Source organism: Rhizobium sp. B21/90 (assembly GCF_019355815.1).
Lineage (GTDB): Bacteria > Pseudomonadota > Alphaproteobacteria > Rhizobiales > Rhizobiaceae > Rhizobium > Rhizobium rhododendri.
This window is the reverse complement of sequence record NZ_CP072163.1, coordinates 1390611-1411022: the sequence shown is the minus strand read 5'-3', so window position 1 is coordinate 1411022 and position 20412 is coordinate 1390611. Positions and strand designations below refer to the sequence as shown.

Sequence of the window (20412 nt, the reverse complement as noted above, 5' to 3'; positions counted from 1 at the left end):
CAGAGCGGGGGGTGCTGGCCTCCGGATTGCTAGGGGGGTCACGCGGAGCGAAACGACACTCCAGGGCCAGCAAGCTAATAGTCACGGATACTTTGTGTTGTTGCAAGTCACGATTTTGTTGAGCGTGGCTTAACAGAAAAAGGCTTGCCACACCCTCCCCAGGCGGCAGGGGCGTTCCAACGGCGACGATACAATCGCACACACTCGCGTGGTATGTACCCGATCGAACGCCCACCACATGGGTTTCTTTGTGGAGGCGCACCGGTTGACGTGGATCATATGTGGGGGTTTCCATCGACGCACGCCAGAGCCCCGTCCGTTCTCGTCGATGAAGACCGCCTCAAGGGATGCGTTGATCTTTGTGAACGGTGTCCATTCGCCCACTTAACTCAACTCACCTGTTAAAGCCTCTATCCCCAGTCCCGCGGTGTCCACCGAACCAATCGCCATTTTGGCAGGGTAAGGCTGGCTTGAGAAGATTTGCACTCTCATCGTAACATCGCGATCTCGCCACCTCCGTCGAGGTGTCCGGCCGTGAGAACGATCATCCGCCTACCTATCCCGTCCGCCTGATCGCACCGATGCAGGAGGGGTTTATCGCAACCGCCTGGCGTTTTCGAAGGTGAGTTGCAGCACGTTGCCCATGTGATTTGGCATTGCCCCTGTCTATACCGCCTCAGCTATCATCTCCTCTCGCTTGAAGAGGGTAGTAAATATCATATATGACTGATAATAAAGCTATATCGGTCATATGCGGAGAATTGCGTTGGCCTCGCCAAAGTCCAAATCGGCGCTTGAAAGACTGGGGTACGACCTGCGCAACGCACGTTTACGCCGCGGCATCACCGTGTCTGATCTCGCAGCTCGCGCCGGCACGTCTCCCAGTACCGTCGCAAGGCTTGAAAAAGGCGATAGGGGTGTCGGCATCGGTACGCTTGCCGATGTTCTCGTCGCCATGGGGCTCGTCGAGCGCCTGGCCGACCTCCTTGACATACGCAAGGACGATCAGGGTCTGGCGTTGGCCGCCGAACAGTTGCCGAAACGCGGAAAATCCTTTGCCGCGAAACTCCGCAGGCGGGAAACGCAGGATCATGAGACGAAAGAAGACGAAAGGGATGTCATTGACCCAGATGGCGCAGCCTTTTGATGCCAGATTTTGCCGCTCATGTCGCACTTGGTGAGAGGCTGACGCCCGTTGGCCAATTGCGCTTCACGCAGGCCGGACCGCGCCAGTTTTTCGCCTTTTCGTATGATCCCGCCTGATCGAAAACCCTCGCGCCTTCGCGCTACAGCAGACCTTACCGCTCAAAGGCGGCTCCTCCACGCCTCCGGCCAGTCGGGCAACATGCGTGACGCGGTTGCCGTCGTCGCAAGGGGTTTTTGCCTATGATCGCCTCCGAGATCCAGATATATCGGACAGCTGCAAGGGCGCAGCTTCGCTCAGTGGACGCAAGTTCACGTCTTGAGGGCAACAATCCGGAATATGGCCTTTGGAATGGAAGACCGAATTCGTGTCATTACGCTAGGGTGAGAAAGCATGCTGGACATCAGAGGAACGACGTCGATCGTTACCGGGGGTACCTCGGGGATCGGCTATGCGACGGCCAGGGAACTGATTGGCAGGGGCGCGAACCTGGTCATCAACTCGCGAACTGCCAGCGCGCGATTTGCGGAGCTGGTTGCCGAGGGTGAGAAAGTTGGCATCCGCGTCCTGCACGTTACGGGGGACATGCGGGATCCGGAAGCATCCAACGCAATTTGTTCGATGGCCATGTCCGAATTCGGCCGGATCGACAGCGTCGTCCATTGTGCCGGCGGCCCGGCCCCTGGCGCTGCCGTCGATATGCCTGCCGAAAACTGGACCGACGCCTTCGACGTCCATGTCCACTCCGCCTTCCATCTGTTCCGGGCAGCACACCCTTCGTTGGCCGCGCGGGGCGGCGCGGTGGTTCTCCTCTCGTCAGCGGCTGCTCTGCGTGGATGTCCGGGCAACACCGCCTATCAGGTCGTCAAGGCCGCCCTCATTCAGATGACCCGCGCGCTTGCGCGCGACCACGCCGCCGAGGGGATCCGGGTGAACTGCGTTGCGCCCGGAATTATCCGGACACCGTTTCAAGACGGCATGACCGACATCGCGAAAGCGAACAACATTGCAAACCGGATCCCATTGAAGCGTGAAGGTAGGCCCGAGGATGTCGCCGACGTCATCGTCCAGCTTATCGGCAATGAGTTCATGACCGGAGAGACCATCGTTATCGACGGTGGGATGTCGATGAGGATGGTGTGACCGCTCTGATGGTTGCGTCTGTCGTAGGAGGCCGCAGCGCTCCTTATTCAGTGCGCATTGCGCGCCGCCAGGCATTCGGAACCAAGGCGATCAGCGATGCCTACCGCTAGCTGTGATGCCGCTCCAGGGTCTGGGTCAAGGACACCGTTGGAACGCTATTGCCAGCACTGTCTCGGGGCGGAGGTCGAGATGTCGACCTCCGACGATCGATGGGACGGCAAGACATTCGTCTCGAGCCTAGGCGGTAACCGAACTGTAGATCGCCGCATTGGCACCAACGGTTGGCCGCCGCTGTCCGCAGCTCTTGAACAATTCCGTCGATCCGGGTTGGCTGGCTATCAAAGTGAGTGTCGTTGGAGCACCAGGCAACACTGAGACCGGGCAGGAAGCCCAAAGCTGGCTGACCGTGGGAGATGATCCTATGGAGGCTAGCGGCGGGAACCTGTCGGTCCCCTTAGATGTCTTTCCTGGTCTGATTTGAGGCTTGCCGCAAGCGCCAGTCACCCCTTCGACGATCGGTCTGCCACCTTTACCAGCAGCTTGCCGAAATTCTTCCCCTGCAGCATCCCGATCAATGCCTCGGGAGCGTTCTCCAGTCCTTCGACGACGTCTTCGCGATACTTGATCCGACCGGAGTTAACCATGGGACCGATCTCGGCCTCGAACGCCGCATAATGTTCGACGACGAACTCGGTCTGGATAAACCCACGGATCAGCAGGCTCCGTCTCAGGATGGCCGACATCATCGCCGGCACATTGTCTTGCTCTGAAGCCGCCGCTCCATTGTAGTTGGCCACCAGACCGCAAACCGGAACGCGCGCATACATGTTCAGAAGTGGCATGACCGCCTCCCAGACAGGTCCGCCGACATTCTCGAAATAGACGTCGATGCCCTTCGGGCAGGCAAGCTCCAGGTCCGTCTTGAAATCCTTTGAACGGTGATCGACGACTGCGTTGAAGCCCAGCCCGTCGCGGACGTATTCCAGTTTCTGCTGTCCGCCGACGATGCCGACAACCCGCGCGCCTGCCAACTTTGCGAGCTGTCCGACCATGGAGCCAACCGGACCCGATGCGGCAGCGACCACGACGGTCTCCCCCTCTTTGGGGCGACCGATGACCTTCATGCCGGAATAGGCCGTAAAGCCCGGCATTCCAAGGACGCCGATCGCGGTGCTGATGGGTGCGCCTTTCGTGTCGACATGGCGGATCGCGTCGGCTCTCATCACGGCACCCGTGCACCATCCGGTACGGGAACTCACGATGTCTCCGGGCTTGAAGTCGGCATGCCGGGAGCGCGCCACCTCGCAAACGGTCTCACCCTCCATGGTGCCATCGACAGGAGTGGGAGCCGCGTAGGATTTGGCGTCGCTCATCCGGCCGCGTATATAAGGATCCAGCGAGAGGTAAAGAACCTTGAGTGTGACCTCGCCTTCGGCAGCGTCGGCAAGCTCGGCGCTCTCCAGTCGGAAGTTCTCGGAGGTGGGAGCGCCTTTGGGCCTGCTTGCAAGGACCACGCGTTGGATTGTTGTCATGGTTGTTTCGTCTCTCCGGAGGTTGGCGCATATTTAAAGGGGCAGTTGCAGTGTATGTTGTCATTATGCCGCGGTATCGCCGTTGGGGGTATTTGACGGTCATGCCACTTTTAAACAAAGGGACATTTGCAATCGGATTCAATGACGCCACAGAGGCGTTGGCATTCGAGGCCATCGTCCATGGTCTTGGAAAAAAACGGGGACTGACGCATGCCAGCTATACTGCTGCTGATAACAATTAGCGAGCCCTCGCCCGCTTTCCAAAAGGAATGGCTGTTTTTCGACGCCACCTATGGATTGATCATCAAGGTTGAATGTGGTGTTCAAGCAGGTTAGATATGCTTTCGAAATTTATGTTATGAAATATTCCAATTACTCAAACGGCAGAGGGTTAGCGGTTCTGTTTATGCTGGTAATTGGTCTCTCGCTGCTGCCGGTGGAACTGGCTTTTTACATAAGCACTGGGCAGGATCTCGGACGCAGCCTTGTTGCCTGTACAGTAAGCTTTCCTAACCGTCTTTTTGCTGGGGCATCGGTCGTAAGCTTCGAACTCTTGATTTGGACGTTGATAGGATACCGTTACTTCCGAGCAAAGGGGGAAGGACCATTCGGCCCTATTCGCAAGCACAGAGCCGGTGAAAGCAAAATTCGCCAGCGTCTTTTTCCGTATGTCTCGAACGGGTTGCTCCCCTGTATGGTCTTCTTGCCGTTCGTAGTTCTATTTAACGACTGTTCGGTCGGACAATAGCAGTGCAGCGTGGGCAAGACTGGGCCCATCCCCCCAATCATATATAGCACTTGGTCTTCGCGAGCTCCCCCCACCAACTCTCGTTAAATGGAGAAACAAATGGCGAAACTGAATAACGAGCAAAAGTGGATGGTGGTTGCAATGTGTGTTTTCTTTCTCGTTGGTTTCGGCTGTATAATTTACAGCGAAAATTATTCGGTGAAATGTGTGAACGACAGGCTTGAATGCAACGTAAAGTCGAGCATGGACTTTCTCGAACGAATGTACGGGCCATACAAACCCTTTTAATGGGGGTTGCAAGTTACAGACAGTTCAACGCCATCCACTCCGAATCCCTCTATTCTGGCAGCCCCGCCCCGATCACAAAGGCTCTCATGTGACCTAGAAGCGCATAAACGATCTGTCGGCAGATCAGGCGGAGCGTCTTCATCAAGATTGGGTTCGGGCTCTTAATGGGCGAGAACCTACGCCAGAGCAGACTACAAAGGTTGAGGCGCTGTGGCAAAGGTCGCTTGGTCAGGTTGTTTCCGACCCGGAACAAATGATTGATGATGAAGCTGATCTTTAACCCATCACCCTGATCACGTCGTGGCTGGTGTGGTGGAAAAGATAGTGGTCGGATTGAAATATAGTCGGCGCCCAATGAAGTTACTACCGCTTTTCAGTTTCGTTTCATATTGAGACGTTACCGACAGGCTGTCCGTGATTGGCCGACATGACCGGACCGAAAAGTACTGACATGTAACTGAAAACCTTGAACGCCATGACGGAGTTCAAGGTTTTTTTCGTAAGGTCTGGTCCCGGAACTCAAGGAGGTCTTCATGCTTTTGGCAATATTGAACTCGGTTGGGGTCGTTTCAGCATGGGTAGGCGTCATCGTATTATTTCGGTTTGGCGTGCCATTCGAAATTGTCACGCCGAACGGAATGGGGTTCGTTGTTGGCTCTCTGAGCAACGAAACTCGGCTCGAACTTAATAAGCGGCGAGTTCTGTACAAGCGTATTGGATGGGTAGCCCTAGCGATGGTGTCATCCGGCGCGCTGCTTCAGGTATACTCTTCAATCTTTGGTGCTTTCCACCCATCACCCTGACTAAAAGGTTGTAGCGATGGTATACTCGGACAATGGATAGCCTCTCAAGGTATCATCTATCGCCGCATGAAGACGGATCTTGGCATGTGATTGATGCCAGAACCGCCGGTCCGGCTGAAATTGAGGTCGATGGCAGGTTCTTCGTCTTTTGGAAGCTGCCAAAGGAGGAGGCCGAGCGCTGGTCGAGGCTCCTCAATCAAATCGCCAGCTTTCCGTCAGATGGTTCATTCTAAGTACGCAGAGGATGCACGCCCTGATCACTTCTTTGGGCCATTTACTCAGCCTTGAGAGTACAGCTTTCCCAGCAAATCGGTGATGAAGACAGTCGTCGCCCTGTTGGGAAGGGACCGGTGACCTAGCAGCGCGTGCAGGAAATCGATCGGATCATCAGAGCCGAAAGCGGCCTGTAGCTGGTCGAGACTGGCCCTCTTCTGCCGCAGGATGGCAAAGATCGTGGCTCGGCTGGAAGCCGATAGCCGGGGCTCATGACCGCCATCGCTCTCGAAATAGGATGGACCGGCCTTCTCTTCGCCAAGGGCCATCTGGTCGAACTGCTGGCCGTTAGCCTGCCGGATTAGACCGTCAAACAGAAATCTGATCCTGTCCGGTTTTTATGGGGCAACTCCACCTCTGGCTTCGTTTCCTGGCGCCCTAGTCACAATTGGAAATGGCTTGCGGCCCTTTATGAACCTGACATATGACTTCAAATTAAAAGGAGGTCATCATGCTGTTGGCAATATTGAACTCGGTTGGGGTCGTTTTAGCATGGGTAGGCGCGATCTTATTATTTCGGTTCGGCGTGCCGTTCGAAATTGTCACGCCGAACGGAATGGAGTTCGTCGTTGGCTCTTTGAGGAACGAAACTCGGCTCGCACTTAACAAGCGGCGAGTTCTGTACAAGCGCATTGGATGGGTAGCCGTAGCGATGGTGTCATGCGGCGCGCTCCTTCAGGTATGTTCTTCAATCTTTGGCGCTCTTTACCTAGCACCCTAACCCACTGTGGTGGGGAGCAATGTGGCACGGTTGGACCGAAGAAAGGGTAGGATCCCACGAACCTCTGCGGTTGCGCGGCGTTAGAGCAAGATCACTTCATCGTGCTGCACCCACCTACAACAGCCCGGGGGCGTTCACCGAAACGAGCACAATTTTGGCAGGGTTACTCTGCCCTGATCGTATCGATACTGGGGGGCCACCGATCAGGCGTTTGCGCGGGTGAGATGCAGTACGTCGCCCACCTAACCCATTGCCCCTGTTTGCACCGCCTCAGCCATCACCTCGTCTCATTTGAGAAATCGACTCATTCATCATAAAATGACTGACATCGAAGCCATGTCGGTCATGCACGGAGATTTATGTTGGCTTCGCCAAAGTCCAAATCGGCGCTTGAAAGACTGGGGCACAACATGCGCAACGCATCCCTGCGGCGCGGCATCTCTGTGTCTGGTCTCGCAGCCCCGCCGGCACGTCTTCCAGTGCTGTTGCGCAGCTCGAAAAAAGCGATCCAGGTGTCGAAGTAGGAACACTTGTCGATATTCTCTGTAGCGCGGCATCTCGCTCTGCGGGCGCAGCGCTTCCCCTGTCAGTTTGAGTTTGCCGCCACCCACTTTCGGTTGGGCGTCGCTGCCAGATAGGCAACGTAATCGTCAGAGGCGTCGGCGAAGAAAAGAGCCGCCTCCTGCTCGCGCCATCCAGCCTCCACCGCGTCACGGATGAATGCGGTGAGTGCCCGTTTGCACATGGCCGCACATTCTACCGAACGCTCCTTTTGATCGACGCTAAACTTGGGCGGATGAAAAAAGGTCATGCCGGATGATGGCACAGCCCTTGGCTCTTGCAACCGAAAGCCTTTGTTAAGCTTACCAGGTAAGGTTAAAATCCCGTCTTTATGCTAGTGGGATGCACCACGTTTGGACTTCGCCAGCAGCATGACGTGCTCATCCGCGGCATCAGCCAACGCGACTGTAATTTCAACTTCAGACCAACCCCTGCCTCCTAACTTTGCAATAAGTTCTGACATGAACTTGTACACTTCTGTTCGGCAGTCAGTATTCGTTACATCATCTTCGAGTCGCTCATCGAAATTTAAGTTTTCCACTTCTCTCTCCGTTTTGTTACAATACGAGAATCACACAGGCGACTATTTGTTCAAATCACGAATTGTGACTCAGAATAGTCCTGCATCATGTACGATACTGGCACAGCTACTTAGAGTGGATTTTTTAAGTGGCTGTTTTCTAATGAAATATTGATTATGTGATCGACGTTTTTTCTCAACCAACGAAATCGCGAGGGAAACATGGCATATTCACGACGCCGAATTGGTTGCAGGTGTGCGTATTACGCCACACCCGACGACCTGTTATGAGCCACCCTGCCCCGCTTGCGACGCCGAAGTCCCTGGCCGATCTTGTCGCCCAAATTGTTTCCAGCTACGTGCGCAAGCACGTCGTCCCAGTGACAGATATGTCAAATCTGATCACCGCTGTTTATCGTGCGCTCGACAGCTGCTCGCTGGTGGTATTGCCAGCGCCGCAGGTCGAAGCACAAAAACCGGCCGTTTCCGTGCAAAAGTCGGTCCATAAGGACCACATCACCTGCCTGGAATGCGGTGGCGACTTCAAATCACTGAAGCGTCATCTGGCGATGCACCATTCGATATCGCCCGAAGATTATAGAGGGAAATGGATGTTGCCCGGGAACTATCCGATGGTTGCCCCCCTCTATTCGCAAGCGCGCTCGAAAATCGCTCGGGAACTCGGCCTGGGTCAAAAAGGGCGACGCCCGAAATTGAAAGGGCTCTAGTCGTGCGGGCGCGCAGCGAAGCTGTAGCCTTTCTTATTTCGAAAGCTCAACGGCGGTCGAGCGGTCACCTGCGTAGAACGGCAATCCGATACTGCACGCCTGATAGCCTTACGGCCGCGTCAACGAAGAAAGCGCCGGATCAGAGCTAAGGACCGACCCTGGTCATCAGGCGCACTGAAGTCTCTTGCATCGTGTTTGCGGACGCCTTACTAGCCTCCGACAGCATCGCTGACGCATTTCTTGGTGTATGAGGACTTTGCAGCGCCGGCCAGCGGTTTGCCATTTTTATCCTTGGCAGAGCTATCGCAGGCAGCAGCAGCCTCGTTGGTGCACTTCTTCAGCGACGAGGTCAGAGCCGCGCCGGCCAGCGGCTTTCCATTCTTGTCGATCGCCTTTGACTTGCATGTATCGGCGGCATTCGCGCTCGCGGCGGACAACACCAAGACAACGGCCAGCAAGATCTTTTTCATAAATTCTCCCATTTCGATTGCTTCAAAGATGGAGGCCCTGTCTTCTGCCTGTCAAACGCCTTCGCCTCGTTGTAAGCGCTTCGGTTCCAACTTCGCAACGAAGTTGGCCTTGAATCACCGAACAAAACAAGGGGAGACTTCCCCATGGACGCTGGTTCTCTCCACATCGGACCGTCCTATTCGGGTCACAGTGGCCCGTGGCTAAACATCATCGTCCGCCATGATCCCGCAGCCAGGTGGTCTTTCGCCAGCTAGAACCTGACAGCCAGATTGGCCTTGACCGTCTGGCTGAGGCTGCCGCTGCCATATTGGCCGCTATAGGTGATGCCGATGGTCGATGCCTGGGCGGCGGCGAAATCTAGGCCGGCGTCGAGGACTAGGCTATCTTTGTCGAGCGCCGTGCCGACGGTGGTGAAATCGTCGCCGCCGGCAAAGTGGAAGGAAGACTGCGTCGTCGTATCGCCGTAAGCATGGCGCCAGCCAACAGAACTGCGCGCCGTAGCGTCAAGACCGGCCAGCGCGAACCCGGTTGAGGAGCGAAGGCCTAGCGTGGTAAAAGTAACCCCCGCGTTCTCGGCAGCGCTGGTCAAGGCGGCCGACCCGCCGGTCTCGTTGAAAGCGTCACTGTGCTGATGAACATAGGCGGCATTGGCGAAAGGTTCGAAGGCCAGTCTGCCGGCATCGATGCGGTAGCCGAGCTCGCCGTAGATCTGCGCCGTTGCTGCGTCGTAGTCGGCCGCCAAACTCTGTGAAAAGCCAGAAAATTCGACGTTTCGCTCCGTTGCGATCGACTGCCTCTCGTAGAGCGCGCCGACGCGCAAGGCCAGCGGGCCCCACTGGTTGCCGCCATAGACCCCGACATCGTAATTGTCGCTGCTACCGGACGCGCTGCCGTTGGCCTGATCGAAATTGCCTTTGCTATAGCCGCCCATCACACCGATCCGCCATGTTGTCTCGCGGAACGGGGCATCCGCGCCGATTGCCACGCCCCCGACCGAATCCTTGATACCGGCGGCGTTGGCGTCGCCGTCCGTCCTACCCCAGCCGCCATAGGCCTGGCCCCAACCGACAGCCCGCGCACTATAGGGATCGGCAAGGATAGCCGCGGCAGCCTGTGCCGCGGGCGTGGTGCTCTGCGTTTCGCCATAGCCGAGAGCGCTGCTTGCGCCGCCGGGCGGACCTCCGAGCACAAAGACGCTCCCGCTGGCCGCGCCAACGCCGTCAAAGGCACTGCGCAGGCGGTCGATGCCAATGGTGCGCACGAAGCGGCTGTTGTCAAAAGTGGCGGTGGTCAACGCGCCATGCAGCGCGCCGGCCAGCTGAACAAAAGCATTGCGCGCCTGCTCGGCACTCAGCGTTTCGACAGACTGGTAAAGCGAATTATCACCGCCCAGACTTTCCACGCCCTCAGCGGCGGAGCGCTGGTTAACGGTCCTGGCGGTTGAGGCAAAGGCGACAGTGTTGCGGGTGAGCGTCAGGGTGACATCGTCTGTATCGTAGCCGAGCGTCGTATCGACGAAGGCGGCAGACGAGGCGACGGCGCCGAACGTGCCGATAACGCCGCGGCTCGCCGAGAGAACGGTGTAAGTCTTGCCAGCCCGCAGGCCGCTAGTATCGCCAAGGCTCACCGCAGCCCCGCTCACGAGCCTCGCCGTGCCGCTCACCTTGATCAGGTCGCTTCCCGTCCCATCGACGTCGACAGTGTAGAGAGCGCCGCTGGCGAACGTCAGATCGCCGGCGACCGTGAGGATTCCGACGCCGCTGCCGGGCGCAATGGTGGCGCCCGATGCGACGGACGTCGTTCCGACGGTGCCGGTGCCTGACAGGACGCCGCTGTTGACGAGCATCGTGCCGCCAAGCAGGCCGTTTACCGCCAGCCTTCCGCCTGAGACGGTGGTGATCCCGGAAAAACTGCTGGAATCGCTGGTCAAGGACACGCTGCCGTCGGCAACATCCATGGCGCCATTGCCGTCAACAGACGCCGAAAGCGTGTAGGCCGGACCGCCGAAATTGAAAACGAGGGTGCCGCTGCCAGCGCCGAAGTGGATGGCACTGGTGTCGAGCGTTGCTGCACCGGCGGCGGTCTGGCCCAGCGTGGAGCCGACATTCAAGGTGCCGGTCGAGCCCGCCTGTGCGGCGATGGTAATGCTGCCAGCAGAGATCGTCCCGCCATCGGCAACAGTCACGGTGCCGGTGCTGGCATCGCCGATGGTCAGGCTGCCTGCGGTCGAAAAGGTCGAGCCGTCGCCGGTAACAGTCACCTTGCCGGTCGAGCCGGCATCTCGGCCGATCGTCGTCGACGAGGCGCTGAGCGTGCCGCCCAGAGTGACTTGCAGCGCACCGGTGCCGGCGCCCCCGACGATGAGGTCACCGTCGTCGCGCCAGGTGCTGCCGGCGCCAGTCACAAGGACAGTGCCGCTGCCATTGAAACTGTCACCCAGAACGAGCCCATTCGATTGGACAGTCCCGGCATTGGTGATTTTTGTAAGGCCGCTGCCGCTTCGGCCGACGATCACCGAATTTGTGACATCCCATTGCGTGCCGCCACCGTCGACAGTGACTATGCCGCTATCCCCGCCTGCATATCCCAGGGTCGCCGAGCTGCTCTCGACTTGACCAGCGCCGCTGATGTCGAGCGTGCCGTTGCCGCGGCCAGTGACGCCGCCGCCGTCACCGCCAATAAAGAGCGCTCCGGACGTCCAGACGGACCCAAGGCCGCCGACACGGACCGAGCCGTTGGCATGAGCACCAATGACGGCGCTGCCGCTGGAGACGGTGGCGCCAGAAAAGATTGTCAGACTGGCATCGCCCGCCTGGCCGACGATCAGTGAACCGTGTGTGTCGAAGGCGCTGCCGCTGCCGCTGAGACCGACCGTGCTGCCGTCGCTGCCGGCAAGACTGCCAATGACGGTGCTGTCGACCGATACAGTGGCTCCGGTTGAGATGGAGACGGTACCGAGGCCACCATCGCCGACCGTGAGATCGCCGGCCGTCCAGGTGGTGCCGCCGCCGGCAATATTGACCGTGCCTGTAGCCCCTGCAACCTGTGCGATGGTCGTCTCGGCGGTGGATGCTGCGGCGCCGGTGACCACCTCGAAGCGGCCAGCGCCTGCCTTGCCGATGACGAAGGGGCCGCTCGTCTGGAAATAGGAACTTCCACCGCTCACCCCGATGGTCCCGGAACTGCCGCTATCCGCCGCGATGGTCGCCGCACCGCTGCCGCTGTAGCCGCCAGCGGCCGTGATCGTCACAATGCCAAGTCCGGCATTACCGACCGTCAGATCGCCATTGCTCCAACGCCCAAGCGAGCCGGAGACGGTCACGCTGCCGTTGGCCGTGGCTCCGGCACCAAGATTTGCCGTCGTGGAAGTAAGTGCATTGTTGATGGTGAGATTGCCGCTTGCACCATTGCCGACCGTCAGCCCGGCAATATTCGGGATCGGCGCTCCGAGATTATTGTAAATGATGGCAGAAGCTGGCGTGTCGATATCGACACTGTCGCCGGCCTGAGGTGCGTGGCCCGCAGCGCCTCCGTTCAGCCAGTTGCCGTCCTTCGTCCAATCAGTATCCACAGCGCCGCTCCAAGACAAGGAGTCGGCGGCGGCGGGACCCATAGCGGCGGTCAGCAACGTGATGGAGGCCAATAAAGTTTTAAAAAATGGTTTGCTGTACAAGTCATGTTCCATCGAAAGGCAATCTTCTGCTAACCGGTTATTAAGCATAAAAGATAAAAGACAATTAACGTTTAGATCCTCGGTCGAATGACATATTCGCCGTCACCAGTCTTGTATTACTATTTGTCGTTGTCAACAGAAGAAAAGAACATAACACCCGGGCCTGAAGCAAGATCTGCTAAAGTCAATTTGTCAAAGTGCCTCGGCTTACTTGCCCATGGACACGCTATTGCACCATTATCGAACAAGATTGATGAAGATCCGGGCTCAACACCTCTTACAGTGCCTTGCCTTTTTCCTGATATGTGGCGTGGTTTTTATCGTCTTCGGCCGATTACTCCCGAGAACGAGGACGTCGCCATGGGCTTTCCTAACCGCCCATCATCCCCGCACACGATGAGCACCGCACGCCCAAATGGTCGTCATAAGCCCCCTTGAGAAGGTCGATGTAGTCGACGGACTTGAATTTGGCAGCCCACGGAACCGGGCCGCTATCACCGCGCAGTCGGTCAATCATTGCCTTTTTCCAGAAACCGTCCTCAAAGTCCGAATTTTCAATGCGAAAAATCGAACCGTGCGCTTCACATTTTGCAAGATTACCTTTTGCGACCAAATATCCCGTAGCCAGAGCCAAGAAGTCTTCTTGCTGCATTCCTTGCCTTTTCGTCCCATACCGTCTGAGAGGTCAGATCAATTTGCGCAAAACTCGAAGCGACGCAACCCTAAATACAACTACATATTGACTCCGAAAAGTTTTCAAACAATTATGAAGGGTCTCTATTCCTCGAGATCGAGGCTTGGTCACGATGTCAACGCTTACAACGCCTGGCGGACTTGGCACGGGTCAAACTCTCTTCTGCCGGTTGACTGAAGTCCTGATATGCTCAGGCTGGCATTCCGAAGCTCAGCTTCACGTATCTTCATCATGCTCCAGGAGACTTCGGCGCCTGCAAGCGCTGTGCATGCGGGGTCCCGTGTACGTCGGCGCCGACGGCGCCATGCTTGTCAAAGGCGAACCAAGGCTCGGCTCGCGCATTGAGCTTGCGGAAAAACAGCGGTGTTGATCTCTCGATCAGCGCCGTTGTAATATGAGCCCTTCCAACACCGGGGCGACCAATCGGCGCTTCGGACGGACTGGTGTGCGATCACCTTGCGAGATGGACAGTCGTCGTTGCTATGCCAATAGCAGTCCTTCTCGCCTGACGCCCCCGCACCAGCCTAATCGAAAGCGTCAAGCGCGATCCAGCCCCTAGTACCCCGTAAATTTTATCGTGCGGAGACTGACGCCTTGGATTGAATTGGCTTTTTGGGTCGCTTGCGTGCAGTTGTTCTTGGACTTTTGGAAGAATGGCGCCGATTTTTTCGCATGGGAGCTCCCGAGCAATCACCAAGGCTCTACGACTGTTGTGAGATGATAGTTTCGCCAGTCGCAACCTTCCATGTTCTTGAGGCAAAGATCATCGCTTTGAGTGCGCCGAATTTGTCGGAAAGGTTGACCAAAGGAAATCATAGCGCCGGTTAAGAGTAAGATCGGCTGATGTCCCAACACTGACATGGAATGCCGCCCGCCCCCGAAAGGCGAGCAGCGCTTGGTCGTTACTTCAGGGCTGCGAGCAGCGCCTTGAAACCGTCTTCGACGGTCGGACGGATATCGGCACGCGACAGGGCGAAGGCGACGTTGGCGAGGATGAAGCCATCCTTGGCGCCGCAGTCGTAGGTTTCACCCTTGAAGTGGTAGCCAGCGAAATCCTGCTGCTTGGCAAGCTTCAGCATGCCGTCGGTCAGCTGGATCTCGTTGCCGGAGCCGCGCTCCTGATGCTCGAGGATGTGGAAAATCTCAGGCTGTAGGATGTATCGGCCGTTGATGAAGAAGTTCGACGGGGCAGAACCCTGCGGCGGCTTCTCGACCATTTCGGTCACCCGGAAGCCGTTGCCGATGCTTTCGCCGACGCCGACGATGCCGTATTTATGGGTCTGGTCCGGCGCGCATTCCTCGACGCCGATGACGTTGCCGCCGCTCTGCTCGTAGAGTTCGATCATGCTTTTCATGCATCCGACATCGGATTGCATGACCATGTCGGGCAGCAACAGCGCAAATGGCTCGTCGCCGACGATTTCACGCGCACACCAGACGGCGTGGCCGAGGCCGAGCGGCTCCTGCTGGCGGGTGAAGCTGGCGGTGCCGGCGGTGGGTAGTATCTTGCTGAGCAGCGTCAACTCGGCCTTCTTGTTACGCTGGCGCAGCGTCTGCTCGAGCTCGAACTGGATGTCGAAATAGTCTTCAATGACGTGCTTGCTGCGCCCGGTGACGAAGACAAAATGCTCGATGCCGGCTTCCATAGCCTCGTCTACGACGTACTGGATGACCGGCTTATCGACGACCGTCAGCATTTCCTTCGGTACTGCCTTTGTTGCCGGCAGAAACCGCGTTCCAAGGCCAGCGACCGGAAACACAGCCTTACGTACTTTCTTATGCCGTCCCACATATACCTCCTGGGCGATCCGCCCTATTTGATTAAACAAGCAAAGCCACCGCTAAATCAAAATTGCTACGATTTGGCAAAGAATGAATGCGGCTTCACAGCATAGTAAAGAGTTTAAGACCGAGTTTAGACAAACAATAGTGGCTTACCGACGCCATGTATCGCGCCTGCCTGCTACATCGAATTCACGGATACACATACGCAAGGTCGTCGCAGGGATTCTGTGGCAGTCTAATTAGTCGTTTAAGATATTTTGACTTACGGATACAAGCCGTCTCTTGAATAGGCACGGCGGCACGTATTCAGCCGAAACGTTGACTTCTTCATTTCCGCAACACAATTCGTTTATTCAGATCACGATAAGGATCAGTAAAATGCTATCAATCCGTATGGATCTTAAAAAATGCGGCTCTTAGCCGGGTGTCACGGTCGTTGTCACGCTGGCGCCCTTGCCGCTTGCACTCGCCTATTGAGGCAGACCGCGAGAAAGGCCGCGGGGATGTTGCCCTTGCAATTTCGCCGGTGCCGCACCAGAATCGAAGACGCCGTAGCGCGGTTGCTACGGAGATTTATGATGGGGCGCTTTTTTGATCTTTCCCGAAAAACTCGAACATTTGCCCCATACCAAGCGCCGTGAGTTGTCTCACGTCGTGCAGGTCATATTTGACACATTCGAAGACGCGCAGAAAACCAAGATGTCCGAGAAGGCGAGATCCGGGCGAATTCTAAAATTGATCCTGTTTGGCTCTTACGCCCGCGGTGACTGGGTTGAGGATCACACCAGCGGCTACCGCTCCGACTACGATCTTCTGGCCGTCGTCAACACCAACCGCCACGCTGAGGACAACGATGTCTGGCTTACAATCGATGACCGCTTGACGAGAGACTTTATGATCAGCCAGCATCTCGCCACGCCCGCCAAAGTCATCGTTCACAGCCTGGCTGACATCCATGACAAACTCACCCGTGGCCTGCCGTTTTTCGTGGATATCGCGCGCGACGGCATTGTCCTGTATGAGGCGCCTGGCTTTCCTCTTGCCGAACCGAAGGCGCTCACACCGGAGGCCCAGCGGCTCGAAGCCAAACGACATTTTGATCACTGGTTTCCTCGCATTGTCGACTTTTTGCAAGGCGCTGCGTTTTATAGCGAGAAGGGAAATTCAAGTTTAGCAGCGTTCAACTTACATCAGGCGACAGAGAGCGCATACCACTGCGTGCTGCTTGTTCTAACCCTCTACAGCCCGAAGTCCCATCGTCTCAGCATGCTGCGCTTACACGCTGAGCGCATCGATGCGCGCCTTGTCGAAGCTTGGCTGGGCGATCAGAAATTTGCGAGGCGCTGCTTTACGCGTCTCGACCGAGCCTATGTCGATGCACGGTACTCCGCACATTACGAAATTACCAACGAAGAACTTGAGTGGCTTTTCGGCCGGATCAAGAAACTACAGGGCATTGTTGCCGGCATTTGCACTGAACGGTTGCGCCAGGGCGCTCCGTAGACCCTTGGCCAGGTGACGGTTGAACGTCCGCGGCTGTGCCCTGAGCGCCAAGCTGGTCCAGCAATCATTGGAACGCGGACAAACCCTCGGAAGTCCAAACTGGACCCTCGTCGTCCTCTCATCGCATCGGGCGCCGACCGCATTCTCAACAGCGACGCCCATCGCAGTCCCACACTATGGACCACTTTCGTGCCTTCCCTCGCCGATCAATGTCGCCAAATGTACGAGGCGCTTTTGCCAGTCTTCTTTTAATGTTGATGGACGGGGCCGAGACCTGAGTTACGCTGGTTTTTGTTCACAGCTTATAATAGTAGAGCAACAACCGAAAATTCGCCCGCGTTGCATAGACGCGAAATGTAACTGATGTTTGCAAGTGAGCGCGTTTGCGTTGTCTGAAAAAGAGGAAAATCGATGCGTATCACGATGATCGGGTCTGGTTATGTGGGTTTGGTGTCAGGCGTCTGCTTTGCGGATTTCGGCCATGACATCATCTGCGTCGACAAGGACGAGAAGAAGATTGCAGCCTTGCGGGCCGGCGAGATCCCGATCTTCGAGCCGGGGCTCGAAAGTCTCGTGGCGGAAAATGTCCGCTCCGGCCGCCTGTCGTTTTCGACGGAAGTGGCAGAAAGCGTCGCCGCCAGCGATGTCGTCTTCATCGCCGTCGGCACCCCGTCGCGCCGTGGCGATGGTCATGCCGACCTGTCCTACGTCTATGCAGCCGCCCGCGAAATCGCAACGCACGTCAAGGGCTTCACCGTCATTGTCACCAAGTCGACCGTTCCTGTCGGCACCGGCGATGAAGTGGAGCGGATCATGCGCGACACCAACCCGGACGCAGACATCGCCGTCGTGTCCAACCCCGAATTCCTGCGCGAAGGCGCCGCCATCGAGGACTTCAAGCGACCGGACCGCATCGTTATCGGCCTCGACGACGATCGTGCCCGGGCCGTGATGACCGAAGTCTACCGGCCGCTCTACCTCAACCAGGCGCCGCTGCTGTTCACCTCGCGCCGCACGTCGGAACTGATCAAGTACGCCGCAAACGCCTTTCTCGCCATGAAGATTACCTTCATCAACGAGATGGCCGATCTCTGCGAAAAAGTCGGCGCCAATGTCCAGGAAGTCTCCCGCGGCATCGGGCTCGATGGCCGTATCGGCGCCAAATTCCTGCATGCGGGCCCGGGCTATGGCGGCTCCTGCTTTCCGAAGGACACGCTGGCTCTGGCAAAGACCGCCCAGGATCACGACAGCCCGGTGCGCCTCATCGAAACAACCATCTCGATCAACGATAACCGCAAGCGGGCCATGGGTCGCAAGGTGATCGCGGCTGTTGGTGGCGACGTTCGCGGCAAGAGCGTCGCGGTCCTCGGTCTGACCTTCAAGCCGAACACCGACGACATGCGCGACAGCCCTGCGATCTCGATCATCCAGACCTTGCAGGATGCCGGCGCCAAGGTGGTCGGTTACGATCCCGAGGGCATGGACAACGCACGCGCCCTGATCGAGGGCATGACGTTCGCAGCCGATGCGTACACCGCCGCCGAGGGCGCAGACGCTCTCGTCATCGTCACCGAATGGAACCAGTTCCGCGCGCTCGATTTTGCCCGCCTGAAGCGGGTCATGGCCGCACCTGTGCTCGTCGACCTCAGAAATATCTACCGCCGCGACGAAATCACAAAGCACGGCTTCGAATATTCGAGCATCGGACGGCCGAACCATGGCGAAGGCGAGACATAACGGGCCGCCTCATACGCACATTTGCTGGCGTCTTTTCTCCACGCCATTGCCCATCTCAGTGCCTGCGCGGGCATTCTCTTCGCGACACGTGTGGCACTGGCTGCGCTCAACGTGCCCGATTGGCGCGGCTAGTCGATTGCAGTCGGCGTCCTCTATATTGGCTGGACGAGCGTTGAAGGCCAGTTAAACACACCCGACCCCATCGGACGAACTCTTCGGCTGAACAGCAGCGTCGTCTTCATCGCCGTGCCCCCCTGCGCATGGCGGTGGTCGGGCCGGCGGAATGCTTGTTGCTGATCCGTTGCTCGTGGCCGTGAATACCATCTGCGAGCCCATCCATGGCCTGAAAGGCTGGGCTCACTTTCTCACCGGGCGCCGAGCGCCATTCCGAACCGGCGTAAGTCCGGCTGAATCATGGCCGTATGCGAGAGGCTCACCCTCTATCTAAAGCCACGATCAGGCCTCTTTCAGCGCGTGATCCGGTCAACGATGCCAATCGAACCCAAGAAGGGTAACGCGCTCGACACAACGACAATGAACGACACCGATAGAATGCCCCATGCGGGACCCCATGTGGACATTGCAATCACAACAATAAGCGGCCATGCGACCAGACTGATAATAAAATTTCCACTGGAAACATAGAAATAGTTGAGGAGGAGCGATATTATCAAAAATAAGAGCATGGGACCCCGGTTAGCTTCGGAATGGAGCAGATATGCCCAAATCGTTCTTAATATTCCAGCAACCACATTAGATGTAAATGTATCAAAATGGAACAGTAACCTTGCAGGGTTTTAGGTTGCTGCAGGGAATGCTGAGAACCTCACGTATCAATCCTTTATTGTCGGGACGATGTTTACATCCCAACTGACCGAGCCACGCATATTCATACATCCCCATTGAAGCCCCAGCCAGGTCGCCAGTTAGCTCTCCTCGACGGCATGGCTTGCGATACCGTCGGTCAGGTTGATGTAATTTTTGGTGAGAAGCCTAGCCGTCGAGATCAGGCAGCGTTCCGCTCAACCTGAATTGCCTATTCCGCCGCGATTTGTCGGTGGGCCGAGGTAAGCGATGCCCTCCACCTGGATCAATCAACTCATGGATTGCCGGTTGCAGACCTACATTATATCGCGAACAGGGCGCTCTAGTAAAAGTTTACGCAGTGACACATGATCTTGAACTTTGAGAATAGCGGGGACGTTTACCTTTTTGACTAAGGTTAAAGGCGGGTCTCGGTTGCGAAGCCCTGCGATTCTGGCATGTTAGCGTTATCAGTACGGAGGAACGTATGCAGACAGTACTGCAGGATACATTTGAGCGCATCGAGAAAGAATGGAGAGAGTTTCGCAAGGACAACGAAGATCACAGTGACAACCAACGGGAACTCGATGTTGCTCTCGCTGAAATCAGTGTTCAGCGGATCAGGGAATTGGCGGTATTGGCTGTTGTTTTCCGTTGAATATGCGTCCTCTGAAGCATTCGATTGAGTTCGAATGAACAATTCCAGTTTTCCTGAATGTCGTCCAACAGGTGAGAAATAAAGTATATGAAACATGTACTTATAGCGATGATAGTTCTGGCTAGCTCGGCGGCGCAGGCCCAAACCGACGCGCGCATCGCCCGGCCAGGCTGCATCGGTTCGAACTGCGGGGTCACGCAGAGCAATCGACCGGGTGCCTATCTGAGAAAAACCCCCACTGACAGCTTCAACAGGCTGCACCAGAAAGCTGGCCGCTGCTACGTGGACAGCCGCGGAAGACGGATCTGCAAGCGCTAGCCCGCAAGCGCTCCCCTCTTGCTCACTGGCCATTAACCTTCTCGATAAACCATCATTAAAGCATTGGCTGGCCAGGGCCTTAATCTCCCATTAATCAGTCCGTAGCTCACATGAAGAGGGAAACCACAATGCCGGCAGACACATTATCGTTCAAGTACGCGATCGAAACCCACGCAGTACGCTTCGGTAAATGGGTCTACGTCATTCACTTGAGCGAAAACAAAAGCAGGCCAAGCCGCAAATTTGCAACGCAGGAAGCGGCATTGAGAGAGGCAAAGGAGTTGCTGTCCTATATGCGATAGGATTGC

The 20412-nt window shown here is 56.8% G+C and carries 14 protein-coding genes; 5 read left to right on the top strand and 9 right to left on the bottom strand.

Annotated features, from left to right (window positions below; all coding sequences use genetic code 11):
* Positions 1-766 precede the first annotated feature (766 nt).
* Entirely contained in the window at positions 767-1147 is a 381-nt protein-coding gene (locus J5278_RS24475; RefSeq protein WP_209186781.1) for a helix-turn-helix transcriptional regulator, read from the top strand.
* 390 nt (positions 1148-1537) lie between these two features.
* Entirely contained in the window at positions 1538-2287 is a 750-nt protein-coding gene (locus J5278_RS24470) for an SDR family NAD(P)-dependent oxidoreductase (protein ID WP_209186780.1), read from the top strand.
* Positions 2288-2787: 500 nt separating this feature from the next.
* On the opposite strand, the gene J5278_RS24465 is transcribed toward J5278_RS24470, so the two are convergent.
* From J5278_RS24465 to J5278_RS24450, 4 genes are all read right to left on the bottom strand, one after another.
* Positions 2788-3819, bottom strand: a complete 1032-nt coding sequence (locus J5278_RS24465) for an NADP-dependent oxidoreductase (protein WP_219258762.1) — start codon at positions 3817-3819, stop codon at positions 2788-2790.
* 2117 nt (positions 3820-5936) lie between these two features.
* Positions 5937-6200 carry a hypothetical protein gene (locus tag J5278_RS24460; RefSeq protein ID WP_142832076.1) on the bottom strand — a complete coding sequence of 88 codons (264 nt, stop codon included), beginning with the start codon at positions 6198-6200 and terminating at the stop codon, positions 5937-5939.
* Positions 6201-7238: 1038 nt separating this feature from the next.
* Entirely contained in the window at positions 7239-7478 is a 240-nt protein-coding gene (locus J5278_RS24455; RefSeq protein ID WP_257623436.1) for a hypothetical protein, read from the bottom strand.
* 69 nt (positions 7479-7547) lie between these two features.
* The gene (locus tag J5278_RS24450; RefSeq protein WP_142832078.1) at positions 7548-7754 is read right to left on the bottom strand and encodes a hypothetical protein; all 207 of its coding nucleotides are present in this window, start codon (positions 7752-7754) and stop codon (positions 7548-7550) included.
* Positions 7755-8020: 266 nt separating this feature from the next.
* Here J5278_RS24450 and J5278_RS24445 point away from each other — a divergent pair, with 266 nt between their 5' ends.
* Positions 8021-8461: a MucR family transcriptional regulator gene (locus J5278_RS24445; RefSeq protein ID WP_209186778.1), complete on the top strand. Its 441-nt coding sequence runs from the start codon at positions 8021-8023 to the stop codon at positions 8459-8461.
* A 209-nt stretch (positions 8462-8670) separates the two neighbouring features.
* Here J5278_RS24445 and J5278_RS24440 read toward each other — a convergent pair whose 3' ends face one another.
* The 4 genes from J5278_RS24440 to galU all read right to left on the bottom strand — a co-directional run bounded on the left by J5278_RS24440 (position 8671) and on the right by galU (position 15089).
* Positions 8671-8931 (bottom strand): hypothetical protein, encoded by a 261-nt coding sequence (locus J5278_RS24440; RefSeq protein WP_143123479.1) that lies wholly within the window; start codon positions 8929-8931, stop codon positions 8671-8673.
* A gap of 251 nt (positions 8932-9182) precedes the next feature.
* On the bottom strand, positions 9183-12503 hold the full coding sequence (locus J5278_RS24435; RefSeq protein ID WP_219258761.1) for an autotransporter domain-containing protein: 3321 nt from the start codon (positions 12501-12503) through the stop codon (positions 9183-9185).
* A gap of 472 nt (positions 12504-12975) precedes the next feature.
* Positions 12976-13257: a hypothetical protein gene (locus J5278_RS24430; RefSeq protein ID WP_142832081.1), complete on the bottom strand. Its 282-nt coding sequence runs from the start codon at positions 13255-13257 to the stop codon at positions 12976-12978.
* 944 nt (positions 13258-14201) lie between these two features.
* Positions 14202-15089 carry a UTP--glucose-1-phosphate uridylyltransferase GalU gene (galU, locus tag J5278_RS24425; protein WP_219258759.1) on the bottom strand — a complete coding sequence of 296 codons (888 nt, stop codon included), beginning with the start codon at positions 15087-15089 and terminating at the stop codon, positions 14202-14204.
* A 586-nt stretch (positions 15090-15675) separates the two neighbouring features.
* Here galU and J5278_RS24420 point away from each other — a divergent pair.
* Positions 15676-16587 (top strand): HEPN domain-containing protein, encoded by a 912-nt coding sequence (locus J5278_RS24420; protein WP_219258756.1) that lies wholly within the window; start codon positions 15676-15678, stop codon positions 16585-16587.
* Positions 16588-16998: 411 nt separating this feature from the next.
* Positions 16999-18324: a UDP-glucose/GDP-mannose dehydrogenase family protein gene (locus tag J5278_RS24415; protein WP_219258754.1), complete on the top strand. Its 1326-nt coding sequence runs from the start codon at positions 16999-17001 to the stop codon at positions 18322-18324.
* 1222 nt (positions 18325-19546) lie between these two features.
* Here J5278_RS24415 and J5278_RS24410 read toward each other — a convergent pair.
* On the bottom strand, positions 19547-20137 hold the full coding sequence (locus J5278_RS24410) for a hypothetical protein (RefSeq protein ID WP_219258752.1): 591 nt from the start codon (positions 20135-20137) through the stop codon (positions 19547-19549).
* Positions 20138-20412 lie beyond the last annotated feature (275 nt).

Bases quoted from the DNA above. Each gene is read 5' to 3' on its own strand.
- J5278_RS24470 (WP_209186780.1), top strand. From the start codon at position 1,538: ATGCTGGACATCAGAGGAACGACGTCGATCGTTACCGGGGGTACCTCG.
- J5278_RS24465 (WP_219258762.1), bottom strand. From the start codon at position 3,819: ATGACAACAATCCAACGCGTGGTCCTTGCAAGCAGGCCCAAAGGCGCT.
- J5278_RS24460 (WP_142832076.1), bottom strand. From the start codon at position 6,200: ATGGCCCTTGGCGAAGAGAAGGCCGGTCCATCCTATTTCGAGAGCGAT.
- J5278_RS24445 (WP_209186778.1), top strand. From the start codon at position 8,021: ATGAGCCACCCTGCCCCGCTTGCGACGCCGAAGTCCCTGGCCGATCTT.
- J5278_RS24440 (WP_143123479.1), bottom strand. From the start codon at position 8,931: ATGAAAAAGATCTTGCTGGCCGTTGTCTTGGTGTTGTCCGCCGCGAGC.
- J5278_RS24430 (WP_142832081.1), bottom strand. From the start codon at position 13,257: ATGCAGCAAGAAGACTTCTTGGCTCTGGCTACGGGATATTTGGTCGCA.
- J5278_RS24415 (WP_219258754.1), top strand. From the start codon at position 16,999: ATGCGTATCACGATGATCGGGTCTGGTTATGTGGGTTTGGTGTCAGGC.
- J5278_RS24410 (WP_219258752.1), bottom strand. From the start codon at position 20,137: ATGGCCAGTGAGCAAGAGGGGAGCGCTTGCGGGCTAGCGCTTGCAGAT.